The organism is Streptomyces sp. NPDC001135, assembly GCF_053598395.1.
Genome location: NZ_JBSFKD010000043.1, coordinates 1 through 25,531 on the forward strand (window position 1 = coordinate 1; position 25,531 = coordinate 25,531).

At 71.2% G+C, this 25,531-nt stretch carries 32 protein-coding genes and 1 pseudogene; 19 read left to right on the forward strand and 14 right to left on the reverse strand.

Annotated elements, in window-relative coordinates; translation table 11 throughout:
- Positions 1-1,859 (reverse strand): non-reducing end alpha-L-arabinofuranosidase family hydrolase (locus ACWC94_RS36675; RefSeq protein ID WP_450801609.1); only part of this gene is annotated, 1,859 nt, incomplete at its 3' end.
- An 88-nt stretch (positions 1,860-1,947) separates the two neighbouring features.
- On the opposite strand from ACWC94_RS36675, the gene ACWC94_RS36680 reads away from it, so the two are divergent.
- Positions 1,948-2,244 (forward strand): hypothetical protein, encoded by a 297-nt coding sequence (locus tag ACWC94_RS36680; protein WP_450801677.1) that lies wholly within the window; start codon positions 1,948-1,950, stop codon positions 2,242-2,244.
- On the opposite strand, the gene ACWC94_RS36685 is transcribed toward ACWC94_RS36680, so the two are convergent.
- From ACWC94_RS36685 to ACWC94_RS36700, 4 genes are all read right to left on the reverse strand, one after another.
- Complete coding sequence (locus ACWC94_RS36685) at positions 2,135-2,920, reverse strand: hypothetical protein (RefSeq protein WP_450801610.1); 786 nt, start codon at positions 2,918-2,920, stop codon at positions 2,135-2,137. The two genes, ACWC94_RS36680 and ACWC94_RS36685, sit on opposite strands and share 110 nt — an antisense overlap.
- The gene (locus ACWC94_RS36690; RefSeq protein WP_450801611.1) at positions 2,917-3,447 is read right to left on the reverse strand and encodes a SigE family RNA polymerase sigma factor; all 531 of its coding nucleotides are present in this window, start codon (positions 3,445-3,447) and stop codon (positions 2,917-2,919) included. Before ACWC94_RS36690 ends, ACWC94_RS36685 begins: the two co-directional genes overlap by 4 nt.
- Positions 3,448-3,490: 43 nt before the next feature.
- A complete protein-coding gene (locus ACWC94_RS36695) occupies positions 3,491-3,733 on the reverse strand; it encodes a hypothetical protein (protein WP_450801612.1) in 243 nt (80 codons plus the stop codon).
- A 236-nt stretch (positions 3,734-3,969) separates the two neighbouring features.
- Positions 3,970-4,878, reverse strand: a complete 909-nt coding sequence (locus tag ACWC94_RS36700) for a serine/threonine-protein kinase (protein WP_450801613.1) — start codon at positions 4,876-4,878, stop codon at positions 3,970-3,972.
- A gap of 107 nt (positions 4,879-4,985) precedes the next feature.
- Here ACWC94_RS36700 and ACWC94_RS36705 point away from each other — a divergent pair, with 107 nt between their 5' ends.
- The 3 genes from ACWC94_RS36705 to ACWC94_RS36715 all read left to right on the forward strand — a co-directional run bounded on the left by ACWC94_RS36705 (position 4,986) and on the right by ACWC94_RS36715 (position 7,173).
- Complete coding sequence (locus tag ACWC94_RS36705; RefSeq protein ID WP_450801614.1) at positions 4,986-5,531, forward strand: RNA polymerase sigma factor; 546 nt, start codon at positions 4,986-4,988, stop codon at positions 5,529-5,531.
- Positions 5,532-5,767: 236 nt separating this feature from the next.
- Positions 5,768-6,340, forward strand: coding sequence for a hypothetical protein (locus ACWC94_RS36710; protein ID WP_450801615.1), 573 nt, complete (start codon positions 5,768-5,770; stop codon positions 6,338-6,340).
- A gap of 137 nt (positions 6,341-6,477) precedes the next feature.
- A complete protein-coding gene (locus ACWC94_RS36715) occupies positions 6,478-7,173 on the forward strand; it encodes a hypothetical protein (RefSeq protein ID WP_450801616.1) in 696 nt (231 codons plus the stop codon).
- Positions 7,174-7,467: 294 nt separating this feature from the next.
- On the opposite strand, the gene ACWC94_RS36720 is transcribed toward ACWC94_RS36715, so the two are convergent.
- On the reverse strand, positions 7,468-7,986 hold the full coding sequence (locus ACWC94_RS36720) for a winged helix-turn-helix transcriptional regulator (protein WP_450801617.1): 519 nt from the start codon (positions 7,984-7,986) through the stop codon (positions 7,468-7,470).
- A 99-nt stretch (positions 7,987-8,085) separates the two neighbouring features.
- On the opposite strand from ACWC94_RS36720, the gene ACWC94_RS36725 reads away from it, so the two are divergent.
- The 3 genes from ACWC94_RS36725 to ACWC94_RS36735 all read left to right on the forward strand — a co-directional run bounded on the left by ACWC94_RS36725 (position 8,086) and on the right by ACWC94_RS36735 (position 10,109).
- The gene (locus ACWC94_RS36725; RefSeq protein WP_450801618.1) at positions 8,086-8,871 is read left to right on the forward strand and encodes an SDR family oxidoreductase; all 786 of its coding nucleotides are present in this window, start codon (positions 8,086-8,088) and stop codon (positions 8,869-8,871) included.
- A gap of 340 nt (positions 8,872-9,211) precedes the next feature.
- Positions 9,212-9,892 carry an RNA polymerase sigma factor gene (locus tag ACWC94_RS36730; RefSeq protein WP_450801619.1) on the forward strand — a complete coding sequence of 227 codons (681 nt, stop codon included), beginning with the start codon at positions 9,212-9,214 and terminating at the stop codon, positions 9,890-9,892.
- A gap of 4 nt (positions 9,893-9,896) precedes the next feature.
- Positions 9,897-10,109: a zf-HC2 domain-containing protein gene (locus tag ACWC94_RS36735; protein WP_450801620.1), complete on the forward strand. Its 213-nt coding sequence runs from the start codon at positions 9,897-9,899 to the stop codon at positions 10,107-10,109.
- 222 nt (positions 10,110-10,331) lie between these two features.
- On the opposite strand, the gene ACWC94_RS36740 is transcribed toward ACWC94_RS36735, so the two are convergent.
- From ACWC94_RS36740 to ACWC94_RS36775, 8 genes and pseudogenes are all read right to left on the reverse strand, one after another.
- Entirely contained in the window at positions 10,332-10,838 is a 507-nt protein-coding gene (locus ACWC94_RS36740; protein WP_450801621.1) for a DM13 domain-containing protein, read from the reverse strand.
- 45 nt (positions 10,839-10,883) lie between these two features.
- Positions 10,884-11,729, reverse strand: coding sequence for a hypothetical protein (locus ACWC94_RS36745; RefSeq protein WP_450801622.1), 846 nt, complete (start codon positions 11,727-11,729; stop codon positions 10,884-10,886).
- Between the two features lie 155 nt (positions 11,730-11,884).
- Positions 11,885-12,097, reverse strand: a pseudogene (locus ACWC94_RS36750) (flavodoxin family protein); the annotation flags it as partial.
- Between the two features lie 116 nt (positions 12,098-12,213).
- Positions 12,214-12,798 carry a TetR/AcrR family transcriptional regulator gene (locus ACWC94_RS36755; protein WP_450801623.1) on the reverse strand — a complete coding sequence of 195 codons (585 nt, stop codon included), beginning with the start codon at positions 12,796-12,798 and terminating at the stop codon, positions 12,214-12,216.
- A gap of 117 nt (positions 12,799-12,915) precedes the next feature.
- Entirely contained in the window at positions 12,916-13,710 is a 795-nt protein-coding gene (locus ACWC94_RS36760; RefSeq protein WP_450801624.1) for an alpha/beta fold hydrolase, read from the reverse strand.
- A 133-nt stretch (positions 13,711-13,843) separates the two neighbouring features.
- A complete protein-coding gene (locus ACWC94_RS36765) occupies positions 13,844-14,743 on the reverse strand; it encodes an SDR family NAD(P)-dependent oxidoreductase (RefSeq protein WP_450801625.1) in 900 nt (299 codons plus the stop codon).
- A 157-nt stretch (positions 14,744-14,900) separates the two neighbouring features.
- On the reverse strand, positions 14,901-16,268 hold the full coding sequence (locus tag ACWC94_RS36770; RefSeq protein ID WP_450801626.1) for a cryptochrome/photolyase family protein: 1,368 nt from the start codon (positions 16,266-16,268) through the stop codon (positions 14,901-14,903).
- A gap of 16 nt (positions 16,269-16,284) precedes the next feature.
- Positions 16,285-17,811, reverse strand: a complete 1,527-nt coding sequence (locus ACWC94_RS36775; RefSeq protein ID WP_450801627.1) for an SDR family oxidoreductase — start codon at positions 17,809-17,811, stop codon at positions 16,285-16,287.
- A 341-nt stretch (positions 17,812-18,152) separates the two neighbouring features.
- Between ACWC94_RS36775 and ACWC94_RS36780 the strand changes: the two genes are divergently transcribed.
- From ACWC94_RS36780 to ACWC94_RS36835, 12 genes are all read left to right on the forward strand, one after another.
- Positions 18,153-18,413 carry a hypothetical protein gene (locus ACWC94_RS36780; protein ID WP_450801628.1) on the forward strand — a complete coding sequence of 87 codons (261 nt, stop codon included), beginning with the start codon at positions 18,153-18,155 and terminating at the stop codon, positions 18,411-18,413.
- 74 nt (positions 18,414-18,487) lie between these two features.
- The gene (locus tag ACWC94_RS36785; RefSeq protein WP_450801629.1) at positions 18,488-18,793 is read left to right on the forward strand and encodes a hypothetical protein; all 306 of its coding nucleotides are present in this window, start codon (positions 18,488-18,490) and stop codon (positions 18,791-18,793) included.
- Between the two features lie 192 nt (positions 18,794-18,985).
- Positions 18,986-19,297 (forward strand): DUF5994 family protein, encoded by a 312-nt coding sequence (locus tag ACWC94_RS36790; RefSeq protein ID WP_450801630.1) that lies wholly within the window; start codon positions 18,986-18,988, stop codon positions 19,295-19,297.
- Positions 19,294-19,692: an STAS domain-containing protein gene (locus ACWC94_RS36795; protein ID WP_450801631.1), complete on the forward strand. Its 399-nt coding sequence runs from the start codon at positions 19,294-19,296 to the stop codon at positions 19,690-19,692. The genes ACWC94_RS36790 and ACWC94_RS36795 overlap by 4 nt, the downstream gene beginning before the upstream one ends.
- A 99-nt stretch (positions 19,693-19,791) precedes the next feature.
- Positions 19,792-20,478 carry a DUF5994 family protein gene (locus ACWC94_RS36800; RefSeq protein WP_450801632.1) on the forward strand — a complete coding sequence of 229 codons (687 nt, stop codon included), beginning with the start codon at positions 19,792-19,794 and terminating at the stop codon, positions 20,476-20,478.
- Positions 20,370-20,708 carry a helix-turn-helix domain-containing protein gene (locus ACWC94_RS36805; RefSeq protein ID WP_450801633.1) on the forward strand — a complete coding sequence of 113 codons (339 nt, stop codon included), beginning with the start codon at positions 20,370-20,372 and terminating at the stop codon, positions 20,706-20,708. The genes ACWC94_RS36800 and ACWC94_RS36805 overlap by 109 nt, the downstream gene beginning before the upstream one ends.
- 230 nt (positions 20,709-20,938) lie before the next feature.
- Positions 20,939-21,145: a cold-shock protein gene (locus ACWC94_RS36810; protein ID WP_189957423.1), complete on the forward strand. Its 207-nt coding sequence runs from the start codon at positions 20,939-20,941 to the stop codon at positions 21,143-21,145.
- Positions 21,146-21,387: 242 nt separating this feature from the next.
- Complete coding sequence (locus ACWC94_RS36815; RefSeq protein ID WP_450801634.1) at positions 21,388-22,902, forward strand: DEAD/DEAH box helicase; 1,515 nt, start codon at positions 21,388-21,390, stop codon at positions 22,900-22,902.
- A 151-nt stretch (positions 22,903-23,053) separates the two neighbouring features.
- Positions 23,054-23,389: a CBS domain-containing protein gene (locus ACWC94_RS36820; RefSeq protein WP_450801678.1), complete on the forward strand. Its 336-nt coding sequence runs from the start codon at positions 23,054-23,056 to the stop codon at positions 23,387-23,389.
- Between the two features lie 62 nt (positions 23,390-23,451).
- Positions 23,452-23,739, forward strand: a complete 288-nt coding sequence (locus ACWC94_RS36825) for an SCO5918 family protein (protein WP_450801635.1) — start codon at positions 23,452-23,454, stop codon at positions 23,737-23,739.
- Between the two features lie 141 nt (positions 23,740-23,880).
- Positions 23,881-24,444: a gluconokinase gene (locus ACWC94_RS36830; RefSeq protein WP_450801636.1), complete on the forward strand. Its 564-nt coding sequence runs from the start codon at positions 23,881-23,883 to the stop codon at positions 24,442-24,444.
- 58 nt (positions 24,445-24,502) lie between these two features.
- Positions 24,503-25,447 (forward strand): DUF389 domain-containing protein, encoded by a 945-nt coding sequence (locus ACWC94_RS36835; protein WP_450801637.1) that lies wholly within the window; start codon positions 24,503-24,505, stop codon positions 25,445-25,447.
- Positions 25,448-25,531 lie beyond the last annotated feature (84 nt).

Below are 25,531 nucleotides of genomic sequence, written 5' to 3' on the forward strand. Positions count from 1 at the left end.
GGGTGGGTGGGGTCGCTCGACGTGCGGTAGACGAAGGGCGACGCGCCCCACTGGGACGCCAGCACCCAGATCTTCTTGGGCGCGAAGTAGAACAGGGTGGGCGCCACCGCCTTCTGGCTCATCCCGGTCTGGCCGGCCGACGCCATGTCCGACCAGCTCGTGAAGGGACTGAAGGCCATCGAGCCGTACGACGATCCCGACACGCTCGACGCGTAGACCAGGTGCTTGCCGTTGTACACGACGTCGGTGAAGTCCTTCACCGCGTCCCACCCGTTCGCCGGCTGCGCCAGCGCACCCGTCGACGCCCACCGGTACGTCGACGGCAGGGCGCACGTGCTGCTCGTCGGCCTGGGCTTCGCGGTCCTGAGGTTCCAGTGCTGGTTGGCGCCGCCGGCCGAGTCCCAGACCTGGACGGGGGTGCCGTTGGCGGTCCGGCCGCCGGGGATCTCCAGCGCGCGGCCGCTGGCGACGTTGGTCAGCGTGTAGGAGCCGTCGTCGTTCTGGTGGGCTCGCCAGTGCTGGTTGGCGCCGCCGTTCGAGTCCCAGACCTGCGTCCTCGTCCCGTTGCCCGTCTGGTTGCCCGGCTCGTCCAGGACCCGGCCGCTGGCGACGTCGGTCAGCGTGTAGGAGCCGTCGCTGTTCCGGTCGGCCCGCCACTGCTGATGGGAGGCACCACTGGCGTCCCACACCTGGAGCGGGGTGCCGTTTCCGTTCTGTCCCGCAGGCTCGTCGAGGACGCGTCCGGCGGCCACGTCGGAGAGCGTGTAGACGGTGCCGGAGGTGATGCCGCCCTCGTCCGGCGTGCCGCCGCTGCTGCCGCCCAGGGCGGTGAGTACCGCGTTGTAGGCGGGCTTCTTGGTGCCGCCCGCGTCGAACAGCAGCGGGTTCTCACCGGTGCGCCAGGAGTCGCTGTCGCGGATGCCCCACACCGTGATGCCCGTGCACCGGGCGACGTTCAGGCACGCCTGGACGGCGCCTGCGTACGCCGTCGGTGACGCCTGGGCGATGTCGAGTTCGGTGATCTGGACGTCCACGCCGAGCGCGGCGAACTTGGACAGAGTGGTCTGGTAGCCGGCCGGCGGGCCGCCTGCGCCGAAGTGGCTCTGGAAGCCGACGCAGTCGATGGGCACACCGCGGGACTTGAAGTCCTTGACCATCGCGTAGACACCCTGCGTCTTGGCGTCGGTCCAGTTCTCGATGTTGTAGTCGTTGTAGCAGAGCTTGGCGGAGGGGTCGGCGTTCCGGGCGGTGCGGAAGGCTTCCTCGATGAAGCCGTTGCCCAGCACGTCCTGGAAGACCGAGCTGCGGTGCTGACCGCTGCCGCCGTCGGCGAACGCCTCGTTGACCACGTCCCAGGCGTAGATCTTGCCCTTGTAGTGGGTCATCTCGGTGGTGATGTGGTTGTCCATCACACTGCGCAGGGTGTGGGCGTCGGTGATGGACTTCACCCAGCCGGGCAGTTGCGAGTGCCACACCAGGGTGTGGCCGCGCATCCGCTGCCCGTGTGCGGAGGCGTGGCCGACGATCGAGTCGGCCGGGCCGAAGTCGAAGGTGCCGCGGGACGGTTCGGTGGTGTCCCACTTCATCTCGTTCTCCGGGGTGATCATGTTGAATTCCCGGTCGAGAATCGTGGAGTACGGCGAGTCGCCGAGCCTGCCCGAGGCCACCGCCGTACCGAAGTAGCGGCCGCTGCCGGCCGCCGCGGCGGCCAGGGTCGGCGTGCGGGCTTTCGGCGTGTGAGCGGCCTGGGCGACCAGCGGTACGGCGGCACCCGCGGCGGCGAGGACCACGGCGGCGGCGAGCACGCGGCGGGTTGCCGGACGGCGGCGATGAGGGCGGTTCTGATCTGACAACGGCATGTCCTTCTGGCACAACGGGCCTTGATCCGGCCCTGGTTACCCGCCAGTTGCCGCCACGCACACAAAGGTTGCCGCGATCGGGGGAAGAATTTTCACGGCCGCCGTCACCGTCCCCACCCAGTTGCACGGCGACCCGCCGGCCACCGTGGAGGCCACCTACGGCGACGGGACCAACGCCGGCCCGGCCGACTGGACCCCGCGCCAGCAGTTCCGGTACGTGTTCTCCCGTCGAGCCGGGCGGCAAGGGGACTCCTCCCTTTGCCGCCCAGCGGCGTTCACCGGGTCGGGACGAACCCTCCCCGGACCGACGCGGAGCCGCCCGAACCCTGCGCCTCGACGCGGTAGCCGTCGCCCGCCGCACTGCGCGCGCCGGTGCCGTTGTTGAACTGGGCGGCGAACTCATGGCTCCCGGCCGGCACGGTCAGGCCCGGCTTGAGGACCCAGCGGTAGACCAGGGTGCCGCCGGCCTCCTGGGCGGTGACGGTGAAGTCAGCGCTCGGCAGGGTCTGCCAGGTGCCGGTGTTCTTCACCCCGCCGGTCTGCACGATCCGCATCTCGATCGTGAGCGAGGTGAGCGCCCGGGTCGTCTTGAGGGCGAGGTTGCTCTGCGTCCAGTAGACGGTGCTGTGCGGGTCCACCGAGCCGGCCGCCCACAGCGGCCCGTTCCGGCTCTCGCCGGCGGACGGTGATGGACTGGTGGCCGGCGGAGTCGGGTGCGCGCTGCCCGGGGTGGTGGCCGGGGCCGGCGCGACGGGGGTGGGGCGGGCCGATGTCGGGTGCGGGGAGCCGGCGGTCGGGGACGGGGTGGAAGGGGTGGTCACGGTGGCCGACGGCGACGAGTGCGCGACGATGGCGGCGACGGCGAGGCCGCCGGTCGCCAGGATGCCGGTGGCGGCGAGCCCGGCGAGCGCGACCCTGGTCCCGGACCTCGCGAACGGCCGCGCGCGGTGGCGGACGGCGGGGCCGGCCATGCCGCGTTGCACCCGGGCCAGCATCCGGGCACGGTCGGGCCGGTGGGCCTCGGCGGCCTCGCGCAGCCGACGGGCGATCTCCTCGTTCACCGGTTCCTCCTCCCTGCCACCAGGTCCCCGACCGCTCGCGCGCCCAGTATCCTTTCCAGCTCGGCCATTCCCTTCGAGGTCTGGCTCTTCACCGTACCGACCGATATGCCCAGCGCTGCCGCCGTGTCCTTCTCCGACAGGTCGAAGGCGTGCCGCAGCACCACGCAGGCGCGCTTGCGGAACGGCAGCCGGGCGAGCGCCGCGCGGACGTCCAGCACGGCCGCCATGTCCGGCCCCTCCACCTTCTCGGGGCTGCGGGACCAGAACAGCGTGACCCGGAGTCGCTCGCGCACCGCGCTGCGGATCCGTCCGCGCGCCAGGTTGGCCACCACACCGCGGGCGTAGGCGAGCGGGTGGTCGGCCTGCCGCAACCGGTCCCAGCGCTGCCACAGGGCGACCAGGGCATCCGCCGCGAGGTCGTCCGCCGCGTCGGTCTCGCCGGTCAGGAGGTGTGCCAGACGGGCGAGTTCGACATAGTGGCGTTCGAAGAATTCGTGGAACTCCGCGGACGCGTCATCGAGGAGCATCCCCCGCCCTCTCCTGGCAATGATGTGCACGTTAGTTGCGCGTTTAACAATGGGGGCGCAGCCTAGCAGCGCCCAGGCCCGGGATCCGAACGGCGATGCCGTCGGCGGTCAGCTGCTCCCCGTAGATGTCGGTGATCCTGAGCGCCCCGCCGCAGCCGGTGCCATCGGCGGACAGGAAGTAGTTGCAGTCGGTGCGGGGCAGCCGCCGGCGGCCCCGCACAGGAACGCCCGTGCCCAGTCCGCGCCTGCGACACGGTTGCGGCGCGGCGTGCTTCGTTGCCCTCATGCCCGTCCATCCGGTAGTTCGACTCGGCCTTTCGGCTCCCAGTTGCCGCAGGGGACGAGAAGGTTGCCGCCCCGACGCTGATTTCCCGGCGACCGCCGTTGGCATCCGCATAGGCCGCGGCCACATCGCCCCGGTGCCCACTCCGAGGGTGCTGGCGATCTTGTGCAGCTCGGCCAACCCGCTGCGGCGCTCGCGAACAGGCGGCACCTTCCGTAGGGGACGCGGTACCCGCAAGTTCAGCGGAACAACCAGGTCAGCACCGCTGTCATCAGGTACACGACGACCGCCGCAAGCCAGACCATCAGGCGCGTCGGCCCTGAAGGCCTGACCGACGCCCACTCCTCTTCCTCCCGTGACAGCAGCGCATCCGCGAACGCCTGTGCGCTCTGCGGTCGTTCGTCAGGTTCCACGGACAGCGCAGCGCGCAGCAGTGTTTCGACGCCGTCCGGAACCCCCAGCTCCCTGGGCAGGGACGGCAACGACGACGTCGACGCCTGCTGCGTCACGAGGACTGTGCGACCGCCCGACCCGAACGGCTTGCGTCCGGTCAACAACTCGAACGCGACGACACCGAGGGCGTACACATCGGCTCGGCCGTCGAACCCACCCGTCTGGAAGGCCTGTTCGGGCGCCATGTACGCGGGAGTGCCGGTGGTGACTGTCAGCCCCGACGCGTCGGCCAGTTGCTTCGCGCTGCCGAGGTCCGCGACAAGTACGGCGGCAGGCGTGCGGCCGGCGTCGAGCAGGAGGTTCGACGGCTTGATGTCGCGGTGGATGACGCCCGCGTCATGGAGCACCTGAACCGCGTACCCGGCCTCGGCCGCGAGCCGGAGCGCCTCCGCGGGCCGGCAGTGCCCTGTCTTCTCGGCCAGCGTGCCGCCTCGGACGTAGTCCATGACGAAGTACGGCCGGTCGTCCTGGACGCCGACGTCGTGAACGCGCACGACACGTGGGCTGGAGATCCTGCGGAGCAGCCTCGCCTCCGCCAGGAAGCGCTGTCGTACATCGGCGTTCGACGCCCAGTTGTCGGCCAGCACCTTGACCGCGACATCGGTGTCGAGCTCGGGGTCGTATGCCTTCCAGACGGTGGCGAACGAACCGGCTCCCAGCCTGTCCTCAAGGAGATAACGACCTAGCTTCTGCATGTGGCAACATTTTTCCGGGGCGATGTGGCGGATGTGGCTGGCGGTGGTCGGGAACTTCCGTGCGACCCGGTGGGGTCCAGGTCGGACGATAGCGGGGGGACAGCAGGGTGCTCGAGGAGGATGAGCTGACGCACCTCGTGGCGTCCGCCCAGGCAGGTGACCGGGCGTCCCTGGACCGCCTCCTCGTCAGGCTTCGGCCCACCGTGATGCGCCGCTGCTCCCGGTTTCTTCCGCACCATGCCGACGCCGAAGAGGCCGCGCAGGACGCCCTGTTGTCCATCAGCACACATCTGCACGAGTACACCGGGCGGGGCTCGTTCCTCGGCTGGGTGACAGTGATCGCCTCGAACGCCGCCAGGTCCACGTACCGCTCGATGCGCCGACGGGCGGAGGACAGTCATGCCGTCGTCCCCGACGGTGTCGACCCACGGACGACGAGCGTCATCGCGGGGACCCGTCTGGACCTGATGGAGTCGCTGGCCGCACTGGAGGAGCGGCACCCGGCCCTGGTGGAGTCCTTCGTGCTCCGCGATCTCGGCGACCTGACCTATCTTCAGGTCGCCGAGATCACCGGTGCTCCTCTGGGCACGGTCAAGGACCGCATCCATCAGGCCCGTCGCTTCATGCGGGACCGCCTCGGCGGTGGCCTCTGAGACGCCCCGGTCTTCCCGCTCCCACCTGGCTTCAGCTCGACCGCGGGCCGGGAGGTGCTGCCGTGCGTGCTCGGACGATCGTCGTCATCCTGGCGGTAGCCATCGGACTCGGTCTGTTGACCGGCCGGTTCGTCCTGCCCGCGCCCTCTGCTCCGGCCACCCCGAGGGTGACGCCAGGCGCTGCGGCGTCCTCGCCGGGCAACGGCTCTCCGACGCCGAGGCCCGCGAGCGGGCCCATGACGAACCGGCACTTGTTGACAGCGGCCGAGTTCCGGAAGGTTGGTCTCTCCAAGCGCATCTACGTGCGGGACCGCGTCGGAGACGGCAACTACGCCAACGCGACCTGCACCGGCGAGAAGACCCTCGGTGAGACGCTGGGAGCGTACGACGCGCACTTCCGCGGGTTGGTGACGAGCAAGGACACAGGCCCCGGCGACCCCACCGAGGCGGCGAACATCGACGATCAGGTCGCACGCGAAGTCGCCGACGACGCCAGGAGCCGCGCGCTGGCTCAGAACTACGCGCAACGCCTGCTGTTGGAGGAAGTGCCGTGCCAGAGCGAGCCCGCCACCCACTGGATCTACGGGCCGACGCACACGATTGACGTCGCTGCGGACATCACCGCGAGTTGGATGGGTGTGTACGGCGGCGACCTGAACACCACAGGAACCGCGCCACGAGACAAGGAGCCGTGTGGAGGCGTCGCCGTACTCCGCAACGGCTCGCACTACGGGGTCCTGGAGATCGATGCCTGCCTGGACACGGCTGCGATGACGCGGATCGTCCGTGCGGCCGTGACACGGCTCTGAGACCACCCCCGCCCCACCAGCGGACGTGACACGGGTCACATTGATCGCGGTGGATCGCCATCCAACATCTCCCGCACCTCCGGCATCTCCCAGATGTACGACGACGCCCACCGCGTCGCGACCAGACAGGAGATGAGATGTTCGACAACCAGGCAGGCCGCAGGAAGTCCGCGCGTCGCGGTCGTACCGCAGGCATAGCCGCCTCCGTCGGTGCCGCCCTGATAGCGGTCGGCATCGGCGCGCTTCCCGCCGCCGGCGCGGACGCGGGTTCTGCGAGCCGGTCGGCGACCGCCCTTGCCGCCGCTCCTGCCGCACCCGGCCTCGGCTCCGCCGGCCTGTTGCAGAGTGACGACTTCTTCCAGCAGGGCCTGGACCCGGTCCGCGCGACGGTGGACCTGACCGGGAAGCAAGCTCTCTCGGCGTGCTCCGGCGAGGAGACGATGCGAGAGCTGACCAAGGGGAAGGCCGCCGCCTATGCCGACGTGACCTGGGCCTTCGACACCAAAGGCACCTCGCTGACCGAATCCGTCGCGGACGGCACCACCGACACATCGGCGGCCTCGTACGCGAAGCAGCTCGACAAGCTGGTGCGCGGCTGCCAGGACGAGCCGCGTGGTCACTGGTACTACGGCAAGGGGCACACGATCACCGTCAAGACCGGCGAGGGAATCTGGTACCCGGCCTTCAGCGGCGACGGCAAGGTTGCCGGCGGCGTCGCGGTGATCCGCAGCGGCCACAGGTTCGGCATCGTCGAACTCACCGGTCAGCCCAGCGACGACCCCGGCTACATGGAGGGCATCACCGCCGGTGCCGTCAACCGGCTCGCCGGCTGATCTGGTCCGGGCGGTTCCGGGAGCTGTTCGCGGGGGTGCAGCCCCCGGCCCTGGGACCGTCCGGGCCGGCCGGTGAACGTCTGGTCGGGGTTCAGGAACCGGTGGCGTCGGACGGCAGTCACGGGCCGCCGAAGCCGTGTTCCGAGAGGCCGAACCAGTTGCCTTCCGGGTGCATGGCCCGGTCGGTACTCGGCGCAGGGGCGGTTGGTGAGGCATTCGGCCGGTTTCGGATTGCCGGCGGCCACCAGGGCCTCGGCGGTGGCCCCCGTGTCAACGAGGCTCTCCCGGGCGGGCTTACGCCTCGTCCGCGGGAATGGCCGGCCGTGCCGCGTAGCGGGTGCGCATCGCGTCGCTGGCTGCGGGGCCTGCGGTGAAGACGTAGGCGGCGCTGTCGTCGAGTCGGCGGCCGGTTTTGGCGTCGACGACGACGGGCTCGACCTCCTCGCCGGTGTGCGCGTCGACGAGGATCATGCTGCGCTCCGTCGGCGTGAGGCGGGAGTTGCCCCACGCCGCGAGGGCGACGATCACCGGGCGCAGGGAGCGCCCGAGTTCGGTCAGGACGTACTCGTGCCGGACGGGGCTGGTCTGGTAGGGCCGACGCTCCAGCAGACCGTCGGCGACCAGGGTCTTCAGCCGGGTGGTGAGCATGCTGGAGGAGATGCCCAGGCTCTCCTGGAACTGGTCGAAGCGGGTGTAGCCGTCGAACGCGTCGTGGAGGATCAGCAGTGTCCACCACTCGCCGACGTGTTCCACCGTCGTGGACAGCGGGCACTCCCGGTCCTCCAGCCTGATGCGGCTCGCCACGGCGACCATCCCCTCCGTTACTGCTAATGTCGAAGTTAGTAGCTTCGATTTTAGCAGTCACGACGGGAGCGGCGCCTCGTACGCCCGCGCCCGGGAACGGAGCACAACGTGACCACGTCCATCAGCGAATCCCTCGAAGGCCGACGCGCTCTGGTCACCGGCGGCACCAAGGGCACCGGAGCCGCGATCGCCCGACGGCTCGCCGAGGCCGGCGCGACCGTGCTGGTCACCGCCCGCAGCCGCCCCGACGACGTCGAGGAGAAGACGTTCATCACCGCCGACCTGTCCACCGCCCAGGGCGCCGCCCACGTCGCCTCCGAGGTGGACGCCCGCATGGGAGGCGTCGACATCCTGGTCAACAACCTCGGCGGCTCCGAGGCACCAGCAGGAGGATTCGCCGCGCTGGGCGAGGACGACTGGGCAAGGGAGCTGAACACGAACCTGCTGGCCGCCGTCCGCCTGGACCGCGCGCTCCTCCCGCACATGATCGCCACGGGCAAGGGCGCGGTCGTGCACGTCACCTCGATCCAGCGCCGCATGCCGCTGTGGAACGGCACCCTGGCCTACGCCGCCGCCAAGGCCGCCCTGACCACCTACAGCAAGGGCCTGGCCAACCAGGTCGCCCCGCACGGCGTCCGCGTCAACACCGTCTCCCCCGGCTTCGTCCAGACCTCGGCCGCCGACAACCTCGTCACCCGGATCGCCCACGACGCCGGCATCAGCCAGGAAGCGGCGCTGGGCCGGCTCATGGACTCCCTGGGAGGCATCCCGCTCGGCCGTCCCAACCGGCCCGAGGAGGTCGCCGAGCTCGTCGCCTTCCTCGTCTCCGACCGCGCCTCGGCCATCGTCGGCGCCGAACACGTCATCGACGGCGGCACCACCCCCACCGTCTGAACCCGCCACCCCCCTCAGGAGCGTCATGCACGGCAACCAGCCCCGGACCATCCCCCGGACGACCTGCCCGAGGTGATCACCCGCTTCTGGCACCGTCGGATATGAGGAGCCGACCGGGCTCGATCCCGGACTGAAGAGATTCGAGCCCAAGGACGCTCAGCACTGCGCCGCCATGCCACAGACCCTGCCCGAACCGGCCCCAAGCCCCAGGGCGGCCGCTCTGCGAAATCCTGACCAGGACATGAACGAAGGCGGACATGAACGAAGGCACAGGCCAGGCAGGCCACTTGACTGCCCTAAGCTGACACCCTCAGTTGACGGCCGGCAAGGAGACAGACGAATGGCGGGCGCGAGCGTACTGCCACCGGACGAGGTCCTGGTCCAGCGGCTGCGTGACGGTGACGAGGCGACGTTCGCCCTGGTGCTGGACACCTGGTCAGGTGGGATGCTCCGGCTGGCCATGTCGTTCGTGTCGACCAAGGCATCCGCGGAGGAGGCCGTCCAGGACACCTGGCTGGCGGTCATCAGGGGTATCGGCGGCTTCGAAGGCCGTTCATCGCTGAAGACATGGGTGTACCGGATCCTGGTCCACACGGCCAAGGCACGCGGCACGAAGGAGAGCAGGACCGTTCCCTTCGCCAGCCTGCTGCCGGAGGAGGAGGGGCCGACGGTGGACGCCGCACGGTTCCGTCCCGCCGGTGAGCGGTACGCCGGACACTGGGCCGTCGGGCAGGAACCGCGTCACTGGCACATTCCCGAGGACCACGTGCTGCGCGGCGAAGTCCGGGAGGTGATAGCGGAGGCGCTCGACGAACTCCCGCCCCGCCTCCGCACGGTGATCACCCTTCGCGATGTCGAAGGGTACGGCTCGGAGGAAGTGTGCTCCTTGCTGGAGATCTCGCCCGGCAACCAACGCGTCCTCCTCCATCGGGCCAGGGCCGTCTTGCGCCGTAAGCTGGAGAACTACTTGTCGAGCGCCCAGGACGTCGCGGCGGGAGGGGACGAGCGTGGACTGCGTTGACTTCGTGGAGCTGGTGACCGATTTCCTTGAGGGTGCCCTGCCCGAAGACGACGAGCGGCGCTTCATCGAGCACCTGGCGGAATGCTCCGGGTGCGAGCGCTACCTCGACCAATTCCGCCGGACGATCGCCACGACGGGCGAACTGACCCCGGACGGCATCTCGCCGGACGCAAAGCAGCAGCTGCTCTCCGCTTTCCGGGACTGGCCGCGTCAGTGATCACCCGCACTCCGTAGGACGGCCCGGCCTCGGTCCGACCTACGCCGTCTCCATGGTCGCGGTGGGCGCCGCGCTGGTGCCGGCCGCCGGCGCGCAGGCAGCCACGCCGGGCTTGTTCAGTGTTTGCGACAATGGAAGAAACTTCGAAGTGCAAGCGGAGTTCCCGCCTGGCGGCGCGGCCGGGAGTCGTCGGACTCCCGGCCACCGGAAAGCCGTGGGGCGTCAGGCGCTCTGCTTCAGCTCGGCCGCGCCGAACGACACGTTGAAGCGTTCGCACCAGATCGTCACCGTGGAGAACTTCTTCAGGTCGGTGCCCGCCGGGATCGCGTAGTTCTGGTTGCCCTCGTTGCCCTTGAGGCTGCCGAGGTCGACGTGCTTGCCGTCGTCGAGGTTGCCGCCGCCGTCCCGCTTGACCGGCTGGTCGCTGAGCCAGACGTGCAGGGCAGGGCCGTCGGAGGTACGCAGGTTCGTCAGGCGCAGGTTCGCCTTCCCGCCGGCGAGCGGCTGGATCTGCACCGAGCCGCTGGTGGAGTGCTCGTGGGAGATGAAGCTGCCGGACGCCAACGGCGCGGCGGCAGCCCCCTGTTGGCCGCCCACCACGGGAGCCGCCTCATCCACGCGGTGCGTGGTGAACAGCCGCCAGGGCTGGAAGAGGTAGAGCCCGACGGCCACCACCACGACGACGGCGGCAGTGGTGATCCAGAGGACCGGGCGCTTGGTTCGGCTCATGGGGATGTCCGTTTCTGATGGGTGTTCACGCGGGCCGTCGGTTGTTCAGCACTGCTCGGCGGGGCGCGCTCGCTCCTGTTCCGCAGTGGAGCGCCCGGCCCTCTCGCGGCGCAGCGCGTCGGTCTCGTCGCGGACGGCGTCGAGTCGGACCTCGAGCAAGCCGACCCGCTCGCGGTAGCGCTCCAGCTCGGCCCGGACGAATGCGGCGTCCGCCACCTGGCGGGCCGCCTCCTCGCGGATCGCCGCGGTCTCCTCGGCGAACTTCTCCTGCGCGGCGTCGAGCGCGGCGACGGCCATGTCCGCCGCCTCCTCGGCGAGCGCGGCGCGCTCCTCGGCGGCCAGGATGCGCTGCGCGGAGGCGCGGGTGACCGTCTCGATCCGGGCCTCGGCCGCCGCGGAGTCGGTGATGATCGCCAACTCCTCGATGTAGACGGGCAGATCGGTGGCCAGTTGCTCGATGAGCGCGACCAGGGAGTCGCGTGACCGAGCGTCCTGGTCGGCCTCGACCGTCGCCATCGCTGTCATGGCCGCCCTCTCACTGGTCACGGCTTCCTCCGGGACCTGCTCGGACGCATCGGCGACGGGGGCATGTCCGGGCTGCGGGGGCACCACCTCGCCGGCCGGGACCTGCCCGGCGACCGGCGCCTGAGCCCCCTTCGCGGCCCCCTCGGCCGCCTTCTTGGCCTCGGCCGCCGCGCGCTTGTCCTCCTTGCGCTGCTGCCGCTTGGCGCGGAACTTCCGGAACGCGCCGAGCGCGTTGTGCTCGGGGTGCCCGCAGTAGCGGGGCGCCGGCCCCTGCGCGTCGGGGGCGTGCGGCTCGGGCGGCATGGTGCAGCCCGGGTAGGCACAGGTGGGGGCGGTCTCGACGGATTCGACGGACTCGACGGTCATGTTCGGCCCTTCGTTGGTGTGTTGGCGGTGCTGGCTGATGCGTTGGCGGTGCTCGCTGGTACTCGGGCTCAGCGGTGCAACAGGTTCCACGTCATGAGCGTGGTGTTCCTGTGGGTGAAGTCGTTGGCTGTACAGGACGTTCATGGCGCAGTGCGTGGCGCCGTCCCCGTTGCCCAGCCGTGCTCGGTCATGTCCGGCCACACGCCGGTGGCGATCTCGTGATCGATCGGCCGCACGTGCTCGACCTGAACGCCCTGCTTCTCCGTGATGCGCGAGCTGAGGTCGATCAGGCCGTGCGTGTGGCTGCGCTCCGGGCTCTTCTTCAGCGTGCAGTTGAGGAACAGCGCACGCAGGTCGTCATGGCTCATACCCCTCAGTGCGGCGCGCGCGTCGGACGTTACAAGTGACGCTCGAACCGTTCACGCCCGCCGGGACAAGGACGGCACGGCTGTCGCCGCCGAGCCCTTGGGCGGCGGCGGGCCGCTCAGGCGTTCGGTGGCGTGGCGGTACGCATGCCCCCGAGCAGGGTGGCGAGGTAGCGGTGGGCGGTCTGCATGCGGTCCGCGAGGGTGCCGCCGTGGACGGTGACGGCGTGGGCGATACCGCACATGAGGGGGACGAGATCGGCGGCGGCGAGGTCGGGGCGGACGGCCCCGGCGTCGCGGGCCCGCTCGAGGAGGGTGGTCCCGGTCGACTGGAGCGACTTCTTGAGTTCCGTGGTGCGCGGAAGGGCGTCCGTGGTCGTGGCGGCGACCGGGGGCAGGGCGGCATCGGTGATTTGTGCTTCGACGATGCGGGACAGGAAGTCTTCCAGGGCGCGCCCGTGGTCGGTGTCGTCCAGGGCGTGCCGACCGTGTTCGGAGAGGGCCTCCAGGCAGGGGGTGGCGACGGTCTCCAGCAGCGCCTCGGGCGTGGGGAAGTGCCGGTAGACCGTGCCGACGCCGAGTCCGGCCCGGCGTGCGACGTCGTTGAGCTGTAGTTCGGTGCCCTGGTCGACCAGGTCGCGGGCGACGGCGACGATCCGCTCCCAGTTGCGGGCGGCGTCCTTGCGCAGCGGTGTGGTCGTCATGGGGAACAGTCCAGGTCGCTCGTCTCAAGGCAGGCTTGCCGTCCGATCATATGCGGGCGTTTCCGGGTGACGCGCCCGCCGTGGGGGCGGGCCGGGCAGCCCGCCCCCGCGGGGCTGTCAGCGCTGGTCGCGCTGCCTGCTGAGGAAGCCGGTGATGACCTCCAGCCAGTGGTTCGGCTGCTCCAGGAAGGGCAGGTGCCCGGTGGGGAGCTCGGCGGTCTGCGCCCCGGGGATGGCCGCGGCCAGGTCGTACTGGAGAGTGGCCGGTATCAGGGTGTCGGCGGTGGTGACGACGACCAGGGTCGGGGCGGTGATCGCGGCGAGGTCGTCGCGGACGTCGGCGCGGCGGACCAGGTCGACCTGGGCGCCGGTGCCGGGCGGCAGGGCGGCGGCGGTCTGCTCGGCGGCCGCGCGCACCTGGGCGGGAGTGAGGGAGTTCAGCAACGGCGCGCTCACGGCCAGCTGGGTCAGGTACTGGGCGAGCAGAAGGTGCTGTCCGGTGTCGTAGAGCTGCTGCCAGATCGCGGCGGCCAGCTCGGTGCGGGTGTCCACGCGGGCGAAGGTCGCGCTCAGGACGAGCGCGGTGACCCGCCGCGGGTGGCGGACGGCCACTCGGATCGCGACCGGGCCGCCGAGCGAGTATCCGCAGAGGGCGAACGTGTCGAGCCCTTCGGCGTCCGCCGCGGCGACGAGCTGGTCCGCCATGAGGTCCAGCTGCAGGGGCGTGGGCGTGGTGGGGGTGTGTCCTGAGCCGGGGTAGTCGACCCCGACGACGGTGTGCTGTGCGGCGAGCCCTTCCATGATCGGCCCGTAGTTGGCGTCGATGCCGCCGCCGGCGCCATGGGCGAGGAGGAGGCCGGGGCCGGTGCCGTGGACGGTGCGGGCACTGGCGGTCGGGACTGCGTTGGTCATGTCGTGTCCTCGGTCGGGTGGGGATGGGCACGGCGGTGGTCCGGCGTGTTCCGGGTGGCGGGCGCGAGGGGCCGACGCGGCCGTGTGAGCGTTGGCCGGCCCTGTCGGTGTGACGGGCGTGGGGGCCGAATGTTCACGCGTCTGCGTCGGCCGGTGTGGGTGCGTGGGCTTCGCTGAGCCGGCGCACGGCCTCGGCGAGGCGGCGGTCGGTCGCCGCGCGAAGCGGGGCGACCGGGTGGCCCTGGGGGCCGATGACCAGGCCGGTCCGGCCGGTCAACGCGTTGTCGGTGGCGGCGACGATCGAGGGCCTGGCTGCCACCGACGCCGGGCCGGAGGTGGAGCGCTCGAACCTGCGGCGTACCAGCGGCCACAGCAGCCGCAGCGGCGGGGAGACGATCTTCGGGTCGGTCAGGGTGCCGTTGGTCATCTCGGTGGCCGCGCCTCCGGGGTCGGCGGCAAGGACCGATATGCCCGTGCCGGCCAGTCGGGCGGCCAGGTCCAGGGTGTAGGCGAGGTTGGCGAGCTTGGCGCGGCCGTACCAATGGAAGCCGTAGTAGCCGCCGGGCGGCTCGACGGCGTCGAACACCCTCTTGCCTACGCCGACCGCGCCCGAGGTCACGTTCACGATCCGGCTGGGCGCCCCGGCGGCGAGGGTGGGCAGCAGCAGTTCGGTCAGCAGGTACGGCGAGAGGTGGTTGACGACGAAGGACGCCTCGACGCCGCCCAGGGTCCGGTGCTGCGGGAACATCGCTCCGACGTTGTTGACCAGCACCGTCAGCGGTTCCCCCGAGGCGGCGTGGTCGGCGGCGATCCGTTCGGCGAGCGCGCGCACCTGGTCGAGTGAGGAGAGGTCGGCGGACAGGAACTGGCCGGCGCCGTCCGGGCCCGCCGCGTTGATCCGCTCGACCGCTCCGGCTCCCCGTTCCGCGTCGCGCCCGACCACGGTGACCGCGAACCCGGCAGCGGCCAGACCCAGCGCCGTCTCCAGGCCGATGCCCCCTGTCCCCGCCGTGACCACAGCTGTCTTCGTCATGAGCTCCTCCACCCCGAGAAAAGCGGATAGTCCATCCGGTTAGTCGAGACGGTAACACACATCCGGATCACCTATCCGGTTAGGCGTCACGGGCCCGTCCACACGGCTTGGGCCGCCGCACGGGGACGGTCAGCGGCCTGGGGTTTGTTTTGTCCGGTCAGTCGGCTCTCCGCAGCTCCCTGAAACGGGCGGCGGCCGCGGCGAGATCCACGATCGGGGCGGGGTAGCCCAGGACCGCACGGGTGGCTGCGTCGAGGTGGGGGACGCGGTGGACCGCGGTGGCGTCGAGGTGGCGGAGCTCGGGGAGCCAGCGGCGTACGTACTCCCCGCGGGGGTCGTACCGGCGTGCCTGGACGAGTGGGTTGAGGAGCCGGTTCGGGCGGGTGTCCGTGCCGGTCCCGGCGACCCATTGCCAGTTGAGCTGGTTGTTCGCCACATCGCCGTCGACCAGGAGGTCCAGGAAGTGGCGGGCTCCCGCCCGCCAGTCCACGTACAGCGTCTTGGTGAGAAAGCTTGCCGCGAGCAGGCGGGCCCGGCCCGGCATCCAGCCCTCGTGACGGAGCTGTCGCAGGGCGGCGTCGACGACGGGGTAGCCCGTGCGGCCGTCCTGCCAGGCTTCGAACTCCTTCGTGGCGCGGCGCCAGCGGTCGTGCCGGGGCCGGTAGTCGTGATCGGCCGCGTCGGGGCGGGCCGCCAGGACCTGGTGGTGGAAGTCCCGCCAGGCGAGCTGGCGAACGAAGGCGTGCGCACCGGGACTGTCCTGGGCGCGGGCCCGGTGCAGCAGTTCGGTCGGTGAGAGGCAGCCGAAGTGCAGGTAGGGGGAGAGCCGGGAGGTCGCGTCGGCGGCCAGGTCGTCGTGCCGGTCGTCGTATGCGGACAGCGGGCCTGCCAGCCATGACCGCAGCCTGCGGCGGGCCTCGGATTCTCCGCCGGCGGGCAGGCCCGGTGACGCGGAGCCCGACGCGAGGGACCTTGCGCGAGGAAGGCCGGCCGAGCCTACGTCCGGTAGCCGTACGGCGTCCGGTGCCGGCAGGACGCCGCGCACGGAGAAGCTCTCCCACCGGCGGAAGTACGGGGTGAAGACGGCGAAGTGGTCCTTGCCCGCCGGTGTCAGTGCTCCCGGGGGGACGACCGTCAACGAGGCGTCGTGGACCCGTAGTTCGCGTCGGTCGCCGGCCAGCTCCGCGCGCAGCCGGTCCTCGCGCCGTGCCGCGTAGCGGCTCACCCCACCCGCGATGTGCACCACGGCGGCCCCGGTCTGCGCCGCCACCCGGCAGGTCTCCTCGACCACGTCGCCGACGCGCACCACCAGCCGGCCGCCCCGAGCCCGCAGGGCCGTGTCGAGATCGGCCAGGCTGTCGGCGAGGAACGCCGCGCGGTTGGGTCCGGCGAAGCCGGTGCGGCGGATGCCGCTGTCGACGACGAAGAGCGGGACCACACGTTCCGCGTCCTTCAGAGCGGCCTGGAGGACCGGATTGTCGTGCACCCGCAGGTCGGCGGTGAACAGGGCGACCGAGACGCGCACAGTTCCCTGAGCCCCCTCAGTGCGTACGGGCCGGTTCCGGGGCGGCCGATTCGGCCGCGGCGGCGATGTTGCGGACCATGCCGCCGAAGACCGCGGCGTGGCAGGGGGCCACGCCCCACCAGTAGGCGTGCCCGGCCAGGCCGTGCGGATGGAACAGGGCCCGCTGCCGGTACACCGTGCGCCCCTGGGGATCCCGGTCGACGGCCATCTCCAGCCAGGCCAGCCCCGGCAGCCGCATCTCCGCGCGCAACCGGAGCAGCCGGCCCGGCTCGATCTCCTCCACTCGCCAGAAGTCCAGGCTGTCGCCGACCCGCAGCCGGGTCGCGTCCCGGCGGCCCCGGCGCAGACCGACACCGCCCACCAGGGTGTCCAGCCAGCCCCGCAGGGACCAGGCCAGCGGCGAGGAGTACCAGCCGTTCTCGCCGCCGATCGCCTCCACCACCCGCCACAACGCCTGCGGCGACGCCCCGACCGTGCGCTCGCGGTGATCCGTGTAGAGGCTGCCCCCCGCCCAGTGGGGGTCGGTGGGCAGCGGGTCGCTGGGGGCACGGGGAGTCGAGGCCGATGACCACCTGGTGGCGACGTCCGCGTCCCGCACGCGCCGCAGAGCCAGCCCGATCGCCCGGTCGAGGGTGACCAATCCCTTGGGAGGGTCCGGCACGTAACGGACGATGTCCCGCTCGGCGCAGACCACCTCGTGCTTCAGCGACTCGACCAGCGGGCGCGCGAGAGCACCCGGTACGGGGGTGACCAGACCGACCCAGAGGCTGGACAGTCGGGGGGTGAGCAGCGGAACGGGGACGATGACGCGTTTCGGCAGCCCGGCGACGACGGCGTACCGCCGCATCATCTCCTCGTACGTGACGATGTCCGGTCCGCCGATGTCGAAGGCACGGTTCACCTCGTACGGCAGCCTCGCGCATCCCACGAGGAAGCGCAGCACGTCGCGGACGGCGATGGGCTGGATGCGGGTGCGAACCCAACTCGGGGTCACCATCACGGGCAGCCGCTCGGTCAGATACCGCAGCATCTCGAACGACGCCGAACCCGACCCGATGATCACGGCTGCCCGCAGTACCGCGGTGGGCACGCCCGAGGCCAGGAGGATGCGGCCCACTTCGGCCCGGGACCGCAGATGGGGTGACAGTGCGCGCCCGGGTACTCCGGAGGGGCCCAGACCGCCGAGGTAGACGATCCGGCGGATTCCGGCGGCACGCGCCTGCTCACCGAAGATCCTGGCCGCGCGCCGGTCGGTCTCCTCGAAGCCCCGACCGGTGCCCAGCGCGTGCACCAGGTAGTACGCGACGTCCATGCCCTCCATGGCCGCGCGTACGGCCCCCTCGTCCGTCACGTCCCCGCGCACGGCCTCCACCTGCTCGGACCACGGGTGGTCCCGCAGCTTGCCGGGGGCGCGGGCCAGACAGCGCACGGAATGCCCGGCGGCCAGCAACTCCGGCACCAGCCTGCCGCCGATGTAACCGGTGGCACCGGTGACCAGACAGCGCAGCGGCCGGTCGTCGTCGGTCATGCCGATCGCGCGCATGCCTGTGGAGTGCGCCTTGTCCTGCGACGGCCGGCGGGCCGGGGGGCGGGAAACGTCATGGCTCTCATGTCCTCCCGGGACGTTCCCCCCGATGTGCTCTGTCGCTGTTCTCCTGAGCCCATGCTTGGTTCTCCTGAGCCCATGCTTGGGCCCGAGGGCGGGCACCGCAACCTCGCCGGTCCCGGCCGGACCAGCGGTCGGCCGTGGCACGCACGCTCCCCTGCCCGGCATACCCTTCAAAGGGGGGTGGCCGTGGCGACGCGCCGCAGCCCCGCACCGTCGACGGGCGTCGGGCAGCGGACCTGAGTCGTGGTCGCGCCCTCACCCGGCAGGAGGTCCGTATGAAGCACGTGCCCTTTCCCTCCGAAAGCCACGCCGAGGTCCGCATCGTGGCCGCCACGCCGGAAGTCGCCCGGCGCGTCGCCGAAGTGCTCCGGCGCTGCTTCGCCTCGACCGAGCAGCGCAGCTATCCCGCCGGCCGCGCAGGAGGGACCCGGCTCCACATCACCCTCGACACCGCTCAAGCGGCGGAACCCGCACAGTCCTGGCTCACGACCAGCACCTCGACAGAGCAGACACGGACACACGCCGACGAGGTGTGACCCGGATCCGAGCGGCCCGAGGATCCGTCGTCGCCCCCGTCCCCACGCGGCCGTCAAACCGGAGAACGACAGCCATGACGAAACTCCGCGAACGCAAGAACAACCGGAAGGCGGTCCTGCGGTCCCTGTACGGGGCCGTCGAGCACAACCGCCCCGAGGTCAACGGATCGGTGCTGCGCGCCGAACTGGGCCTGCCCGACGAGGACCTCTCCGCCGCCTGCGCCTATCTGGCCGACGAGGGCCTGATCAGCGTGGACTGGACATCACACCGCACCCCCGCCACCGTCGCCCTGACGCATGAGGGCATCCGTCTGATGGAGGAGGAAGAGGAGGAACAGGAAGACCGGGGGAAGCCGGAGGAGGCACAGCCGGACGACTGACCGGCCCTCTTCTCCTCGTCCGGAGGTAACCTGGCCGGACCGAGAGCTTTCGCGCAGCGCGACCGGCGGTGCCGTTCCCGGCGAGTGACGAAACGGGCAGTCGTCCGACGGCTCCCGGGACGGGACCGCACGATGGAACCCGGCGGAACGCAGGCCGAAGGCGCGTCTTCGGCCGACGCGCACACGTACCGTATGCCCACGCCTCGCTTGGCCCTCACCCCGGACGTCAGCCACGGCCCGCTGGACGGGGCCTGGTGGCCGCGCTGCGATGCGCTGGAGCTCGAACTTCCCTCGCTCGTCGGCTCGTTGGAGCCGGACCCGGACACGACGGTACGGGTCACCGTGGACCCCGCCGAATGGCCCGACACGCCGTGCACCGTCATGGCGCCCGGCCGGGTGACAGCCGTGGAGCCGGCCGACCCCGAGAACCCGCTGACCGGCGCGCGCATGCTGGCCCTCGCCGAGACCGACCGCCTCGGGGGCACGACAGGGGAGGCGGAATGAGGCACGTCGCGCCCCCACTCTTCGAGCCCGCACTCTTCGAGGAGTGCCGTATCGTCCGCGCACACGGCGAACTGGACAGGCAGACCGTGGCGCCGCTGGCCCGCGCCCTGGCCGAAGCCCGCGCGGCCCGGCCCGGACGGCTCCTCCTCATCGTGGACCTGAGCGAGGCAACCTTCACCGACTGCAGCATCCTGACGCCCCTGTGCGATGCCTGGTACGACTGCCGCGCCCGGAGCGGCTGGCTGCGCATCGTCTACGACGGCCACACGACAGACCTGGTCTTCCGCTGCACCGGTCTCCTCGAGCGCTTCCCCGCATACGCCAGCGCGCAGGACGCCTGGGAGGGACGAACGGCCGACCCCGGCGCAGCGGAGCCGCCCCGACGAGCCGGGTGACCGCACCGGCGAGCCGAGCCGACGCGTTCCCCGCCGCCGAGGAACACCGTCCCGGCACAGGACGACGTACCGCGCCGAACCACTCGACAGGACGCCTTCATGACGAGCGACCGCCTACGGCCTCCACCGCCGGCCCCGCCCCTCCTCCGCCTGTACCTGGCGCCCGAGAGCGCCCTGCCACGCCGTATCGACGGGGCGTGGTGGCCACGCACCTCCGATCTCCTGGCAGAAGTCCGGCAGCTCCTGGGCGGCCTGCCCCGGGGCTGGGGCCGAATCCTCAGTGTCCGGGTGAACGGCACGGTGTGGACCGGAGCACCGGCCCGGCTGCTCGTCCGCGACCAGGTCGTCCGGGTGCGCGGGACCACCACGGCGCACGCGTCGGGCACCGTCGTTCTGATGGCACCCGGACATGGGCGCAGGGACCTTCTGGTCGTGCCGCCGGACGCGACCGAGCGGGCGGTCGCATCGCCTCGTGTCCGCCGCCGGTCTGACGGCGGAACCGGGCGGTTCCGCGTCCTGAGCGCGGCCCCGGGCAGTGGGGAAATCTGCCACGGCGAGCCCACATCTCCGTGCCTGCCGGAGTTAGGGTTGTCGCACGACGCGGAGGGCGCCGACTCCCTCACAGACCAGTGCCCCTCACGACCGGCTCCCTCGCCGCCCCTCGAAACGAAGGTGCTATGCCCGCTGAGAACGCCTCCGTCGCCGGCAACCTCGACGATGACGACTATCCCGCCTACACCATGGGGCGGGCCGCGGACGTTCTCGGCACCACTCCCGCCTTCCTGAGGGCCGTCGGTGACGTCGGGCTGATCGCTCCGCTGCGTTCGGAAGGCGGCCACCGCCGTTATTCCCGCCGCCAGTTGCGCATCGCCGGCCGCGCCCGTGAGCTCGTCGACCAGGGCACCCCCATCGAGGCCGCGTGCCGCATCGTCTCCCTCGAGGACCAGCTGGACGAGGCCCTGCGTCTGAACCGGGAAATACACCGGAAGCTGGACGAGCACGGCGCGGATACCTAGTCCCGCCACTACAGAAATACACCCCGGCGCGGGAGGACAATTACCGGACGCTCCCGAAAACGCATGACCGCCTCCATCCGGCCTGTGTTAACGTGATAGCAGTTGCAGTTTTGGTTGCCAGAGATTTTTTCTTTGCAGAGCTTTCCGGATCCTTCCGGAGGGGTGATCATCGCGGCGACTCGGCTTCGCAAAGTGCGGAGCCCGACACTGCCCCTCAAGGGAGATTCAATATGGCATCTGGCACCGTGAAGTGGTTCAACGCGGAAAAGGGCTTCGGCTTCATCGAGCAGGAGGGCGGCGGCGCTGACGTGTTCGCCCACTACTCGAACATCATCAGCAACGGTGGCTTCCGCGAGCTTCAGGAAGGCCAGAAGGTCAGCTTCGACGTCACGCAGGGCCAGAAGGGCCCGCAGGCCGAGAACATCGTGGCCGCCTGACGCTGACACGAGTCGTCGCGAGCCAGCGGTTCGCGCATCATGTGGCTGGGGCCCGCACTCTTGGGGTGCGGGCCCCAGCTCATTGATTTTCCCGTTATCCGGATTTCCCGGACCGCCGGCCGCCCCCGCTTCAGCACCACGAGGCCCGGCTCTTTTTTCTTCGGCTCATTCCTGCGAATCCCCCCGCGGCCATCGCCGCTGGACGGAATTCCTCGATGCGCCGCATCGAGGAAGGTTCTTCCATGAACCGCACCCCCCGTCGCACCGGCACCGCTCCCGGCAGCCGCTTCCGTACGCAGGGGACGGGCCGCCAGGGTCCCCGCCCGGGTACCGGACGAAAGACCGGCCAGGGCACACGCCCCGCCCCGCGCCGACAGGAATTCGCCCTGCCGGTCACCCTCACCGAGCCGCTGCCGGCGGTCGAGACGTTCACCGAACTGGACATGTCCGCACGGCTGTTGGCCGCGCTCGTCGCCGAGGGCGTGACCGTGCCCTTCCCGATCCAGGCGGCCACACTGCCGAACGCGCTGGCCGGCCGGCACGTCCTGGGCCGGGGTCGGACGGGCTCGGGCAAGACGCTCGCCTTCGGCCTGCCGGTGCTGGCCCGTCTGGACGGACAGCGGGCCCAGCCCCGGCAGCCGCTCGCCCTCGTCCTCGTCCCCACCCGGGAACTGGCCCAGCAGGTCACCGACGCGCTCACCCCCTACGCCCGCGCCCTACGGCTGCGGCTCGCCACCGTGGTGGGCGGCATGCCGATGGGCCGCCAGGCGAGTGCGCTGCGCGACGGCGCCGAGGTCGTCGTGGCGACGCCCGGCCGCCTCAAGGACCTCATCGAGCGGCGGGCCTGCCGACTGGACCGGGTCGCCGTCACCGTGCTGGACGAAGCCGACCAGATGGCCGACATGGGGTTCATGCCGCAGGTGACCGCGCTGCTCGACCAGGTTCCCGCGAGCGGCCAGCGGTTGCTGTTCTCGGCCACGCTGGACCGCAACATCGACCTCCTGGTACGCCGCTACCTGCACGACCCCGTGGTGCACTCGGTCGACCCGTCCGCGGGGGCCGTCACCACCATGGAGCACCACCTGCTGCACGTGCGCGACGCCGACAAGGACGCCGCCGCGACCGAGATCGCCGCCCGCGACGGACGCGTGCTCATGTTCCTGGACACCAAGCACGCGGTGGACCGGCTCACCAGGCACCTGCTGTCCGTCGGGGTGCGAGCCTCGGCCCTGCACGGCGGCAAGTCCCAGTCACAGCGCAACCGGACGCTCGCCCAGTTCAAGGACGGCCACGTCACGGTCCTGGTGGCCACCAACGTCGCCGCCCGCGGAATCCACGTCACGGGCCTCGACCTCGTCGTGAACGTAGACCCGCCCGGCGACCACAAGGACTACCTCCACCGCGGCGGCCGTACCGCACGCGCCGGCGAGTCCGGCACCGTCGTCACCCTCGTGCTGCCGCACCAGCGGCGAGCGGTGGACCGTCTGATGGGCGACGCCGGCATCGCCCCGCGTACCGCCCGGATCCGTCCGGGCGAGTCCGAACTGCAGCGCATCACCGGCGCCCGCACCCCCTCCGGCGTACCTGTCACCCTCACCGCATCGGTCGAAGAAGCAGGCGAGGGCAAGGGATCCGTCGGCCGGCATCGCCGGAGCCGGGCCGCCGACCGTGGCAGGAGCGGCCAGGGGGCCGGCCTCGGCGGAAGAGGCCGGGCCGCCGCCCGGGGCCGTCGGCCCGCACCGAGGAACAACCCATAGCCCGTGCACGGGGGAGCGCTCCCTGCGGCCGGGACGAGCCGTCGCCCGTTCTGCCCGCCCCGACGACGAGGAGAAGCCCTTGACGACGTTTCCGCCCCGAACACAGCAGCCCGACAGCGCCGACGGCACCGGCCTGACCGCCCGCGACGCCATGCACGCTCCCGGGCCGCAGGTCGACGACCACATGGCGGTCGACGTGGCCCTGTCCGTGCTCATCGGTGCGCGTGTCCCGCATCTGCTCCTGCGGGACGAGGACGGTCGGTGCGCGGGACTGGTCACGCGGGCCCAGCTGGCCGCACACCGCGGCGGCTCGTGGTACAGCGACCGGACGCGGCTGCGGGACATCCCGCTCGACCGCGGGCCGTTCACCTCGTCCACATCCATGCTCAGCGAGGCGGAGGCCACCATGCGGGTCCGGACGCTGGACGTGTCCCCCGTGATCGATGAACACGGCTACGCCCTGGGCGTGCTCGCTCTCATGCCCTGACCGTCGTCCGCCCCCACCCGACCACCGTCTCCGGCGTTCTTCCCCACCTCGTGGAGGCAGCCATGCGCTGTGTCATCGCCCGGTACCCCTTCGACCTGACCAAGATCGAGGTCGAACAGTCCATGACCGGCGTCCCGCCCGGACCCGTCAACGGCGTGTCCGTCACCATCGACCGCCGCGTCTACTCCGTGATGCAGGTCGGGGAAGTGATCACCCGGCAGAACCGCCGTGACTTCACGGTGGCCGAGATGCGCCGGGCGCTGACCCGGCTCGGCTTCACCTGCCACGACGCGCGCCCGGTCGCGCCAGGCTGGGATGCACGGGGGAACGACGACGCGCTCGGCTGGTGAACGCCTGACCGTGTCCCGGCCCTCGTGGCCGGCGAAGCCGGTGAACCCGATTCCGTCCGGCCTCACGGCCCGGAAGGAGAGCACCGGTGATCCCGCACTCCTCGGCTGCCTCGACCGAGGAGTGCGGGTGATAGTGGAGGCATGCGTTCCGCACCCGGTTCCGGGAGGACCGCCGGCCGACCCGGTGGCGGTCCGCGCGTGGTGATCGTGATGGGCGTGTCCGGCTCCGGCAAGTCCACCGCGGGAGCCGGGCTCGCGCGGCTGCTGGGTGTGCCGTTCCTGGAGGGGGACGACCTTCACCCCGCGTCGAACCGCGCCAAGATGGCGTCCGGACACCCGCTGGACGACGCCGACCGGCGGCCCTGGCTGGAGGCGGTCACGGAGTGGATCCGGGCCACCGCATCGAGCGGACAGGGAGGTGTCGCCGCCTGTTCCGCGCTCAAGCGCGCGTACCGCGACCGGTTCCGGAGCACGGGAGCGAACGTGTGGTTCCTGTACCTGGCCCTCGACCGTGAGGTGGCCGAGAAGCGCCTGACACGGCGCAAGGGCCATTTCATGCCGACGGAGCTGCTCGACTCCCAGTACGCCACGCTGGATCCGCTGCACGCCGACGAACCGGGCGTCACCATCGACATCAACGACTCGGAGGACCCGGCGGAGGTTCTGGCGGCCGCGGTGCGGGCCGTGTCCGCGCCGGAACGGTAGCCCCTCCCGGCCCGGTGCCGTGCGCGATCACGTCGGATCCCGCCCCCAGGAGGTCCGGATGGATCTGATCCACTTCCGTATGGTCATGCCGTCCGCACTCACCGAGGCTGCCGTCGGGCTGCTCGCCTCACACGACGGCGTGCTCAACCTCGTGGTCGTGCGGGAGGCCCGCCTCCCGGGTGGTGACGCGGTCGAGTGCGACGTGCTGAAGGGCGCCGCGAACGGGGTGCTCGGTGACCTGCGCGAGCTGGGGGTCGACCGTACGGGGGCGATCGCCGTCGCCGACGCCGGGGTGATGTTCTCGCGGCACGCCGAGCGCATCGAGGCGGGCCTGCCGAGCGCGCTCGTCCACGTGCCGCTGTGGGCCTCGGTCGAGGCCCGCATCCGCGCGCAGGGGACCTATCCGCCGTCCTTCTACCTGTTCCTGGTGGTCGCCGGGATCATCGGCTCGGTCGGCATCATGACGAACTCGCAGATCCTCATCGTGGCGGCCATGGTGGTCGGCCCCGAGTACAACGCGATCACCAGCATCGCGCTCGGTCTGGACCACCGCAGCCGTCGCAGGGTCCGGGAAGGTATGCGGGCGCTGACGGCCGGTTTCGGGCTGGCCATCGTGGCCACTCTGGGTTTCGCCGCGCTGGCGCGCGCCGCCGGCCTGCAGTCCAAGGCCTTCGAGCTGGGACTACGGCCCGTGTCCCACCTGATCGACACGCCGGACCTCTTCTCGGTCGTCGTCGCCGTCCTGGCCGGCGTCGTCGGCATCGTCTCGCTCACGGAGGGACGCGACAGCGCCCTGCTCGGGGTGTTCATCTCCGTGACCACGATTCCCGCCGCCTCGGACATCGCCGTCTCACTCGCCTTCGCCGAGTGGCACCAGGCATGGGGCTCGCTGGTCCAACTGCTGCTCAACGTGGTGGTGCTCGTGATCGTCGGGGTTCTCACGCTGCGTGTGCAGCGGCGCCTGTGGTATCGCGCGGCGCGCAGGGCCGGTGCGCGGGGCTAGAGGTCCCGTGGATCTTGCCCGGCGAGCCGCAGCAGGAGCTCCGGCATACGCTGATCGAGGGGGAGCAATCGGGTGAATCGCACA

Coding starts and splice junctions, on each gene's coding strand:
- ACWC94_RS36690 (WP_450801611.1), bottom strand. CDS start 3,447: ATGCTCCTCGATGACGCGTCCGCGGAGTTCCACGAATTCTTCGAACGC.
- ACWC94_RS36695 (WP_450801612.1), bottom strand. CDS start 3,733: ATGAGGGCAACGAAGCACGCCGCGCCGCAACCGTGTCGCAGGCGCGGA.
- ACWC94_RS36700 (WP_450801613.1), bottom strand. CDS start 4,878: ATGCAGAAGCTAGGTCGTTATCTCCTTGAGGACAGGCTGGGAGCCGGT.
- ACWC94_RS36710 (WP_450801615.1), top strand. CDS start 5,768: ATGACGAACCGGCACTTGTTGACAGCGGCCGAGTTCCGGAAGGTTGGT.
- ACWC94_RS36715 (WP_450801616.1), top strand. CDS start 6,478: ATGTTCGACAACCAGGCAGGCCGCAGGAAGTCCGCGCGTCGCGGTCGT.
- ACWC94_RS36720 (WP_450801617.1), bottom strand. CDS start 7,986: ATGGTCGCCGTGGCGAGCCGCATCAGGCTGGAGGACCGGGAGTGCCCG.
- ACWC94_RS36730 (WP_450801619.1), top strand. CDS start 9,212: ATGGCGGGCGCGAGCGTACTGCCACCGGACGAGGTCCTGGTCCAGCGG.
- ACWC94_RS36740 (WP_450801621.1), bottom strand. CDS start 10,838: ATGAGCCGAACCAAGCGCCCGGTCCTCTGGATCACCACTGCCGCCGTC.
- ACWC94_RS36745 (WP_450801622.1), bottom strand. CDS start 11,729: ATGACCGTCGAGTCCGTCGAATCCGTCGAGACCGCCCCCACCTGTGCC.
- ACWC94_RS36755 (WP_450801623.1), bottom strand. CDS start 12,798: ATGACGACCACACCGCTGCGCAAGGACGCCGCCCGCAACTGGGAGCGG.
- ACWC94_RS36760 (WP_450801624.1), bottom strand. CDS start 13,710: ATGACCAACGCAGTCCCGACCGCCAGTGCCCGCACCGTCCACGGCACC.
- ACWC94_RS36765 (WP_450801625.1), bottom strand. CDS start 14,743: ATGACGAAGACAGCTGTGGTCACGGCGGGGACAGGGGGCATCGGCCTG.
- ACWC94_RS36775 (WP_450801627.1), bottom strand. CDS start 17,811: ATGCGCGCGATCGGCATGACCGACGACGACCGGCCGCTGCGCTGTCTG.
- ACWC94_RS36780 (WP_450801628.1), top strand. CDS start 18,153: ATGAAGCACGTGCCCTTTCCCTCCGAAAGCCACGCCGAGGTCCGCATC.
- ACWC94_RS36785 (WP_450801629.1), top strand. CDS start 18,488: ATGACGAAACTCCGCGAACGCAAGAACAACCGGAAGGCGGTCCTGCGG.
- ACWC94_RS36790 (WP_450801630.1), top strand. CDS start 18,986: ATGCCCACGCCTCGCTTGGCCCTCACCCCGGACGTCAGCCACGGCCCG.
- ACWC94_RS36795 (WP_450801631.1), top strand. CDS start 19,294: ATGAGGCACGTCGCGCCCCCACTCTTCGAGCCCGCACTCTTCGAGGAG.
- ACWC94_RS36800 (WP_450801632.1), top strand. CDS start 19,792: ATGACGAGCGACCGCCTACGGCCTCCACCGCCGGCCCCGCCCCTCCTC.
- ACWC94_RS36805 (WP_450801633.1), top strand. CDS start 20,370: ATGCCCGCTGAGAACGCCTCCGTCGCCGGCAACCTCGACGATGACGAC.
- ACWC94_RS36810 (WP_189957423.1), top strand. CDS start 20,939: ATGGCATCTGGCACCGTGAAGTGGTTCAACGCGGAAAAGGGCTTCGGC.
- ACWC94_RS36815 (WP_450801634.1), top strand. CDS start 21,388: ATGAACCGCACCCCCCGTCGCACCGGCACCGCTCCCGGCAGCCGCTTC.
- ACWC94_RS36820 (WP_450801678.1), top strand. CDS start 23,054: ATGCACGCTCCCGGGCCGCAGGTCGACGACCACATGGCGGTCGACGTG.
- ACWC94_RS36825 (WP_450801635.1), top strand. CDS start 23,452: ATGCGCTGTGTCATCGCCCGGTACCCCTTCGACCTGACCAAGATCGAG.
- ACWC94_RS36830 (WP_450801636.1), top strand. CDS start 23,881: ATGCGTTCCGCACCCGGTTCCGGGAGGACCGCCGGCCGACCCGGTGGC.
- ACWC94_RS36835 (WP_450801637.1), top strand. CDS start 24,503: ATGGATCTGATCCACTTCCGTATGGTCATGCCGTCCGCACTCACCGAG.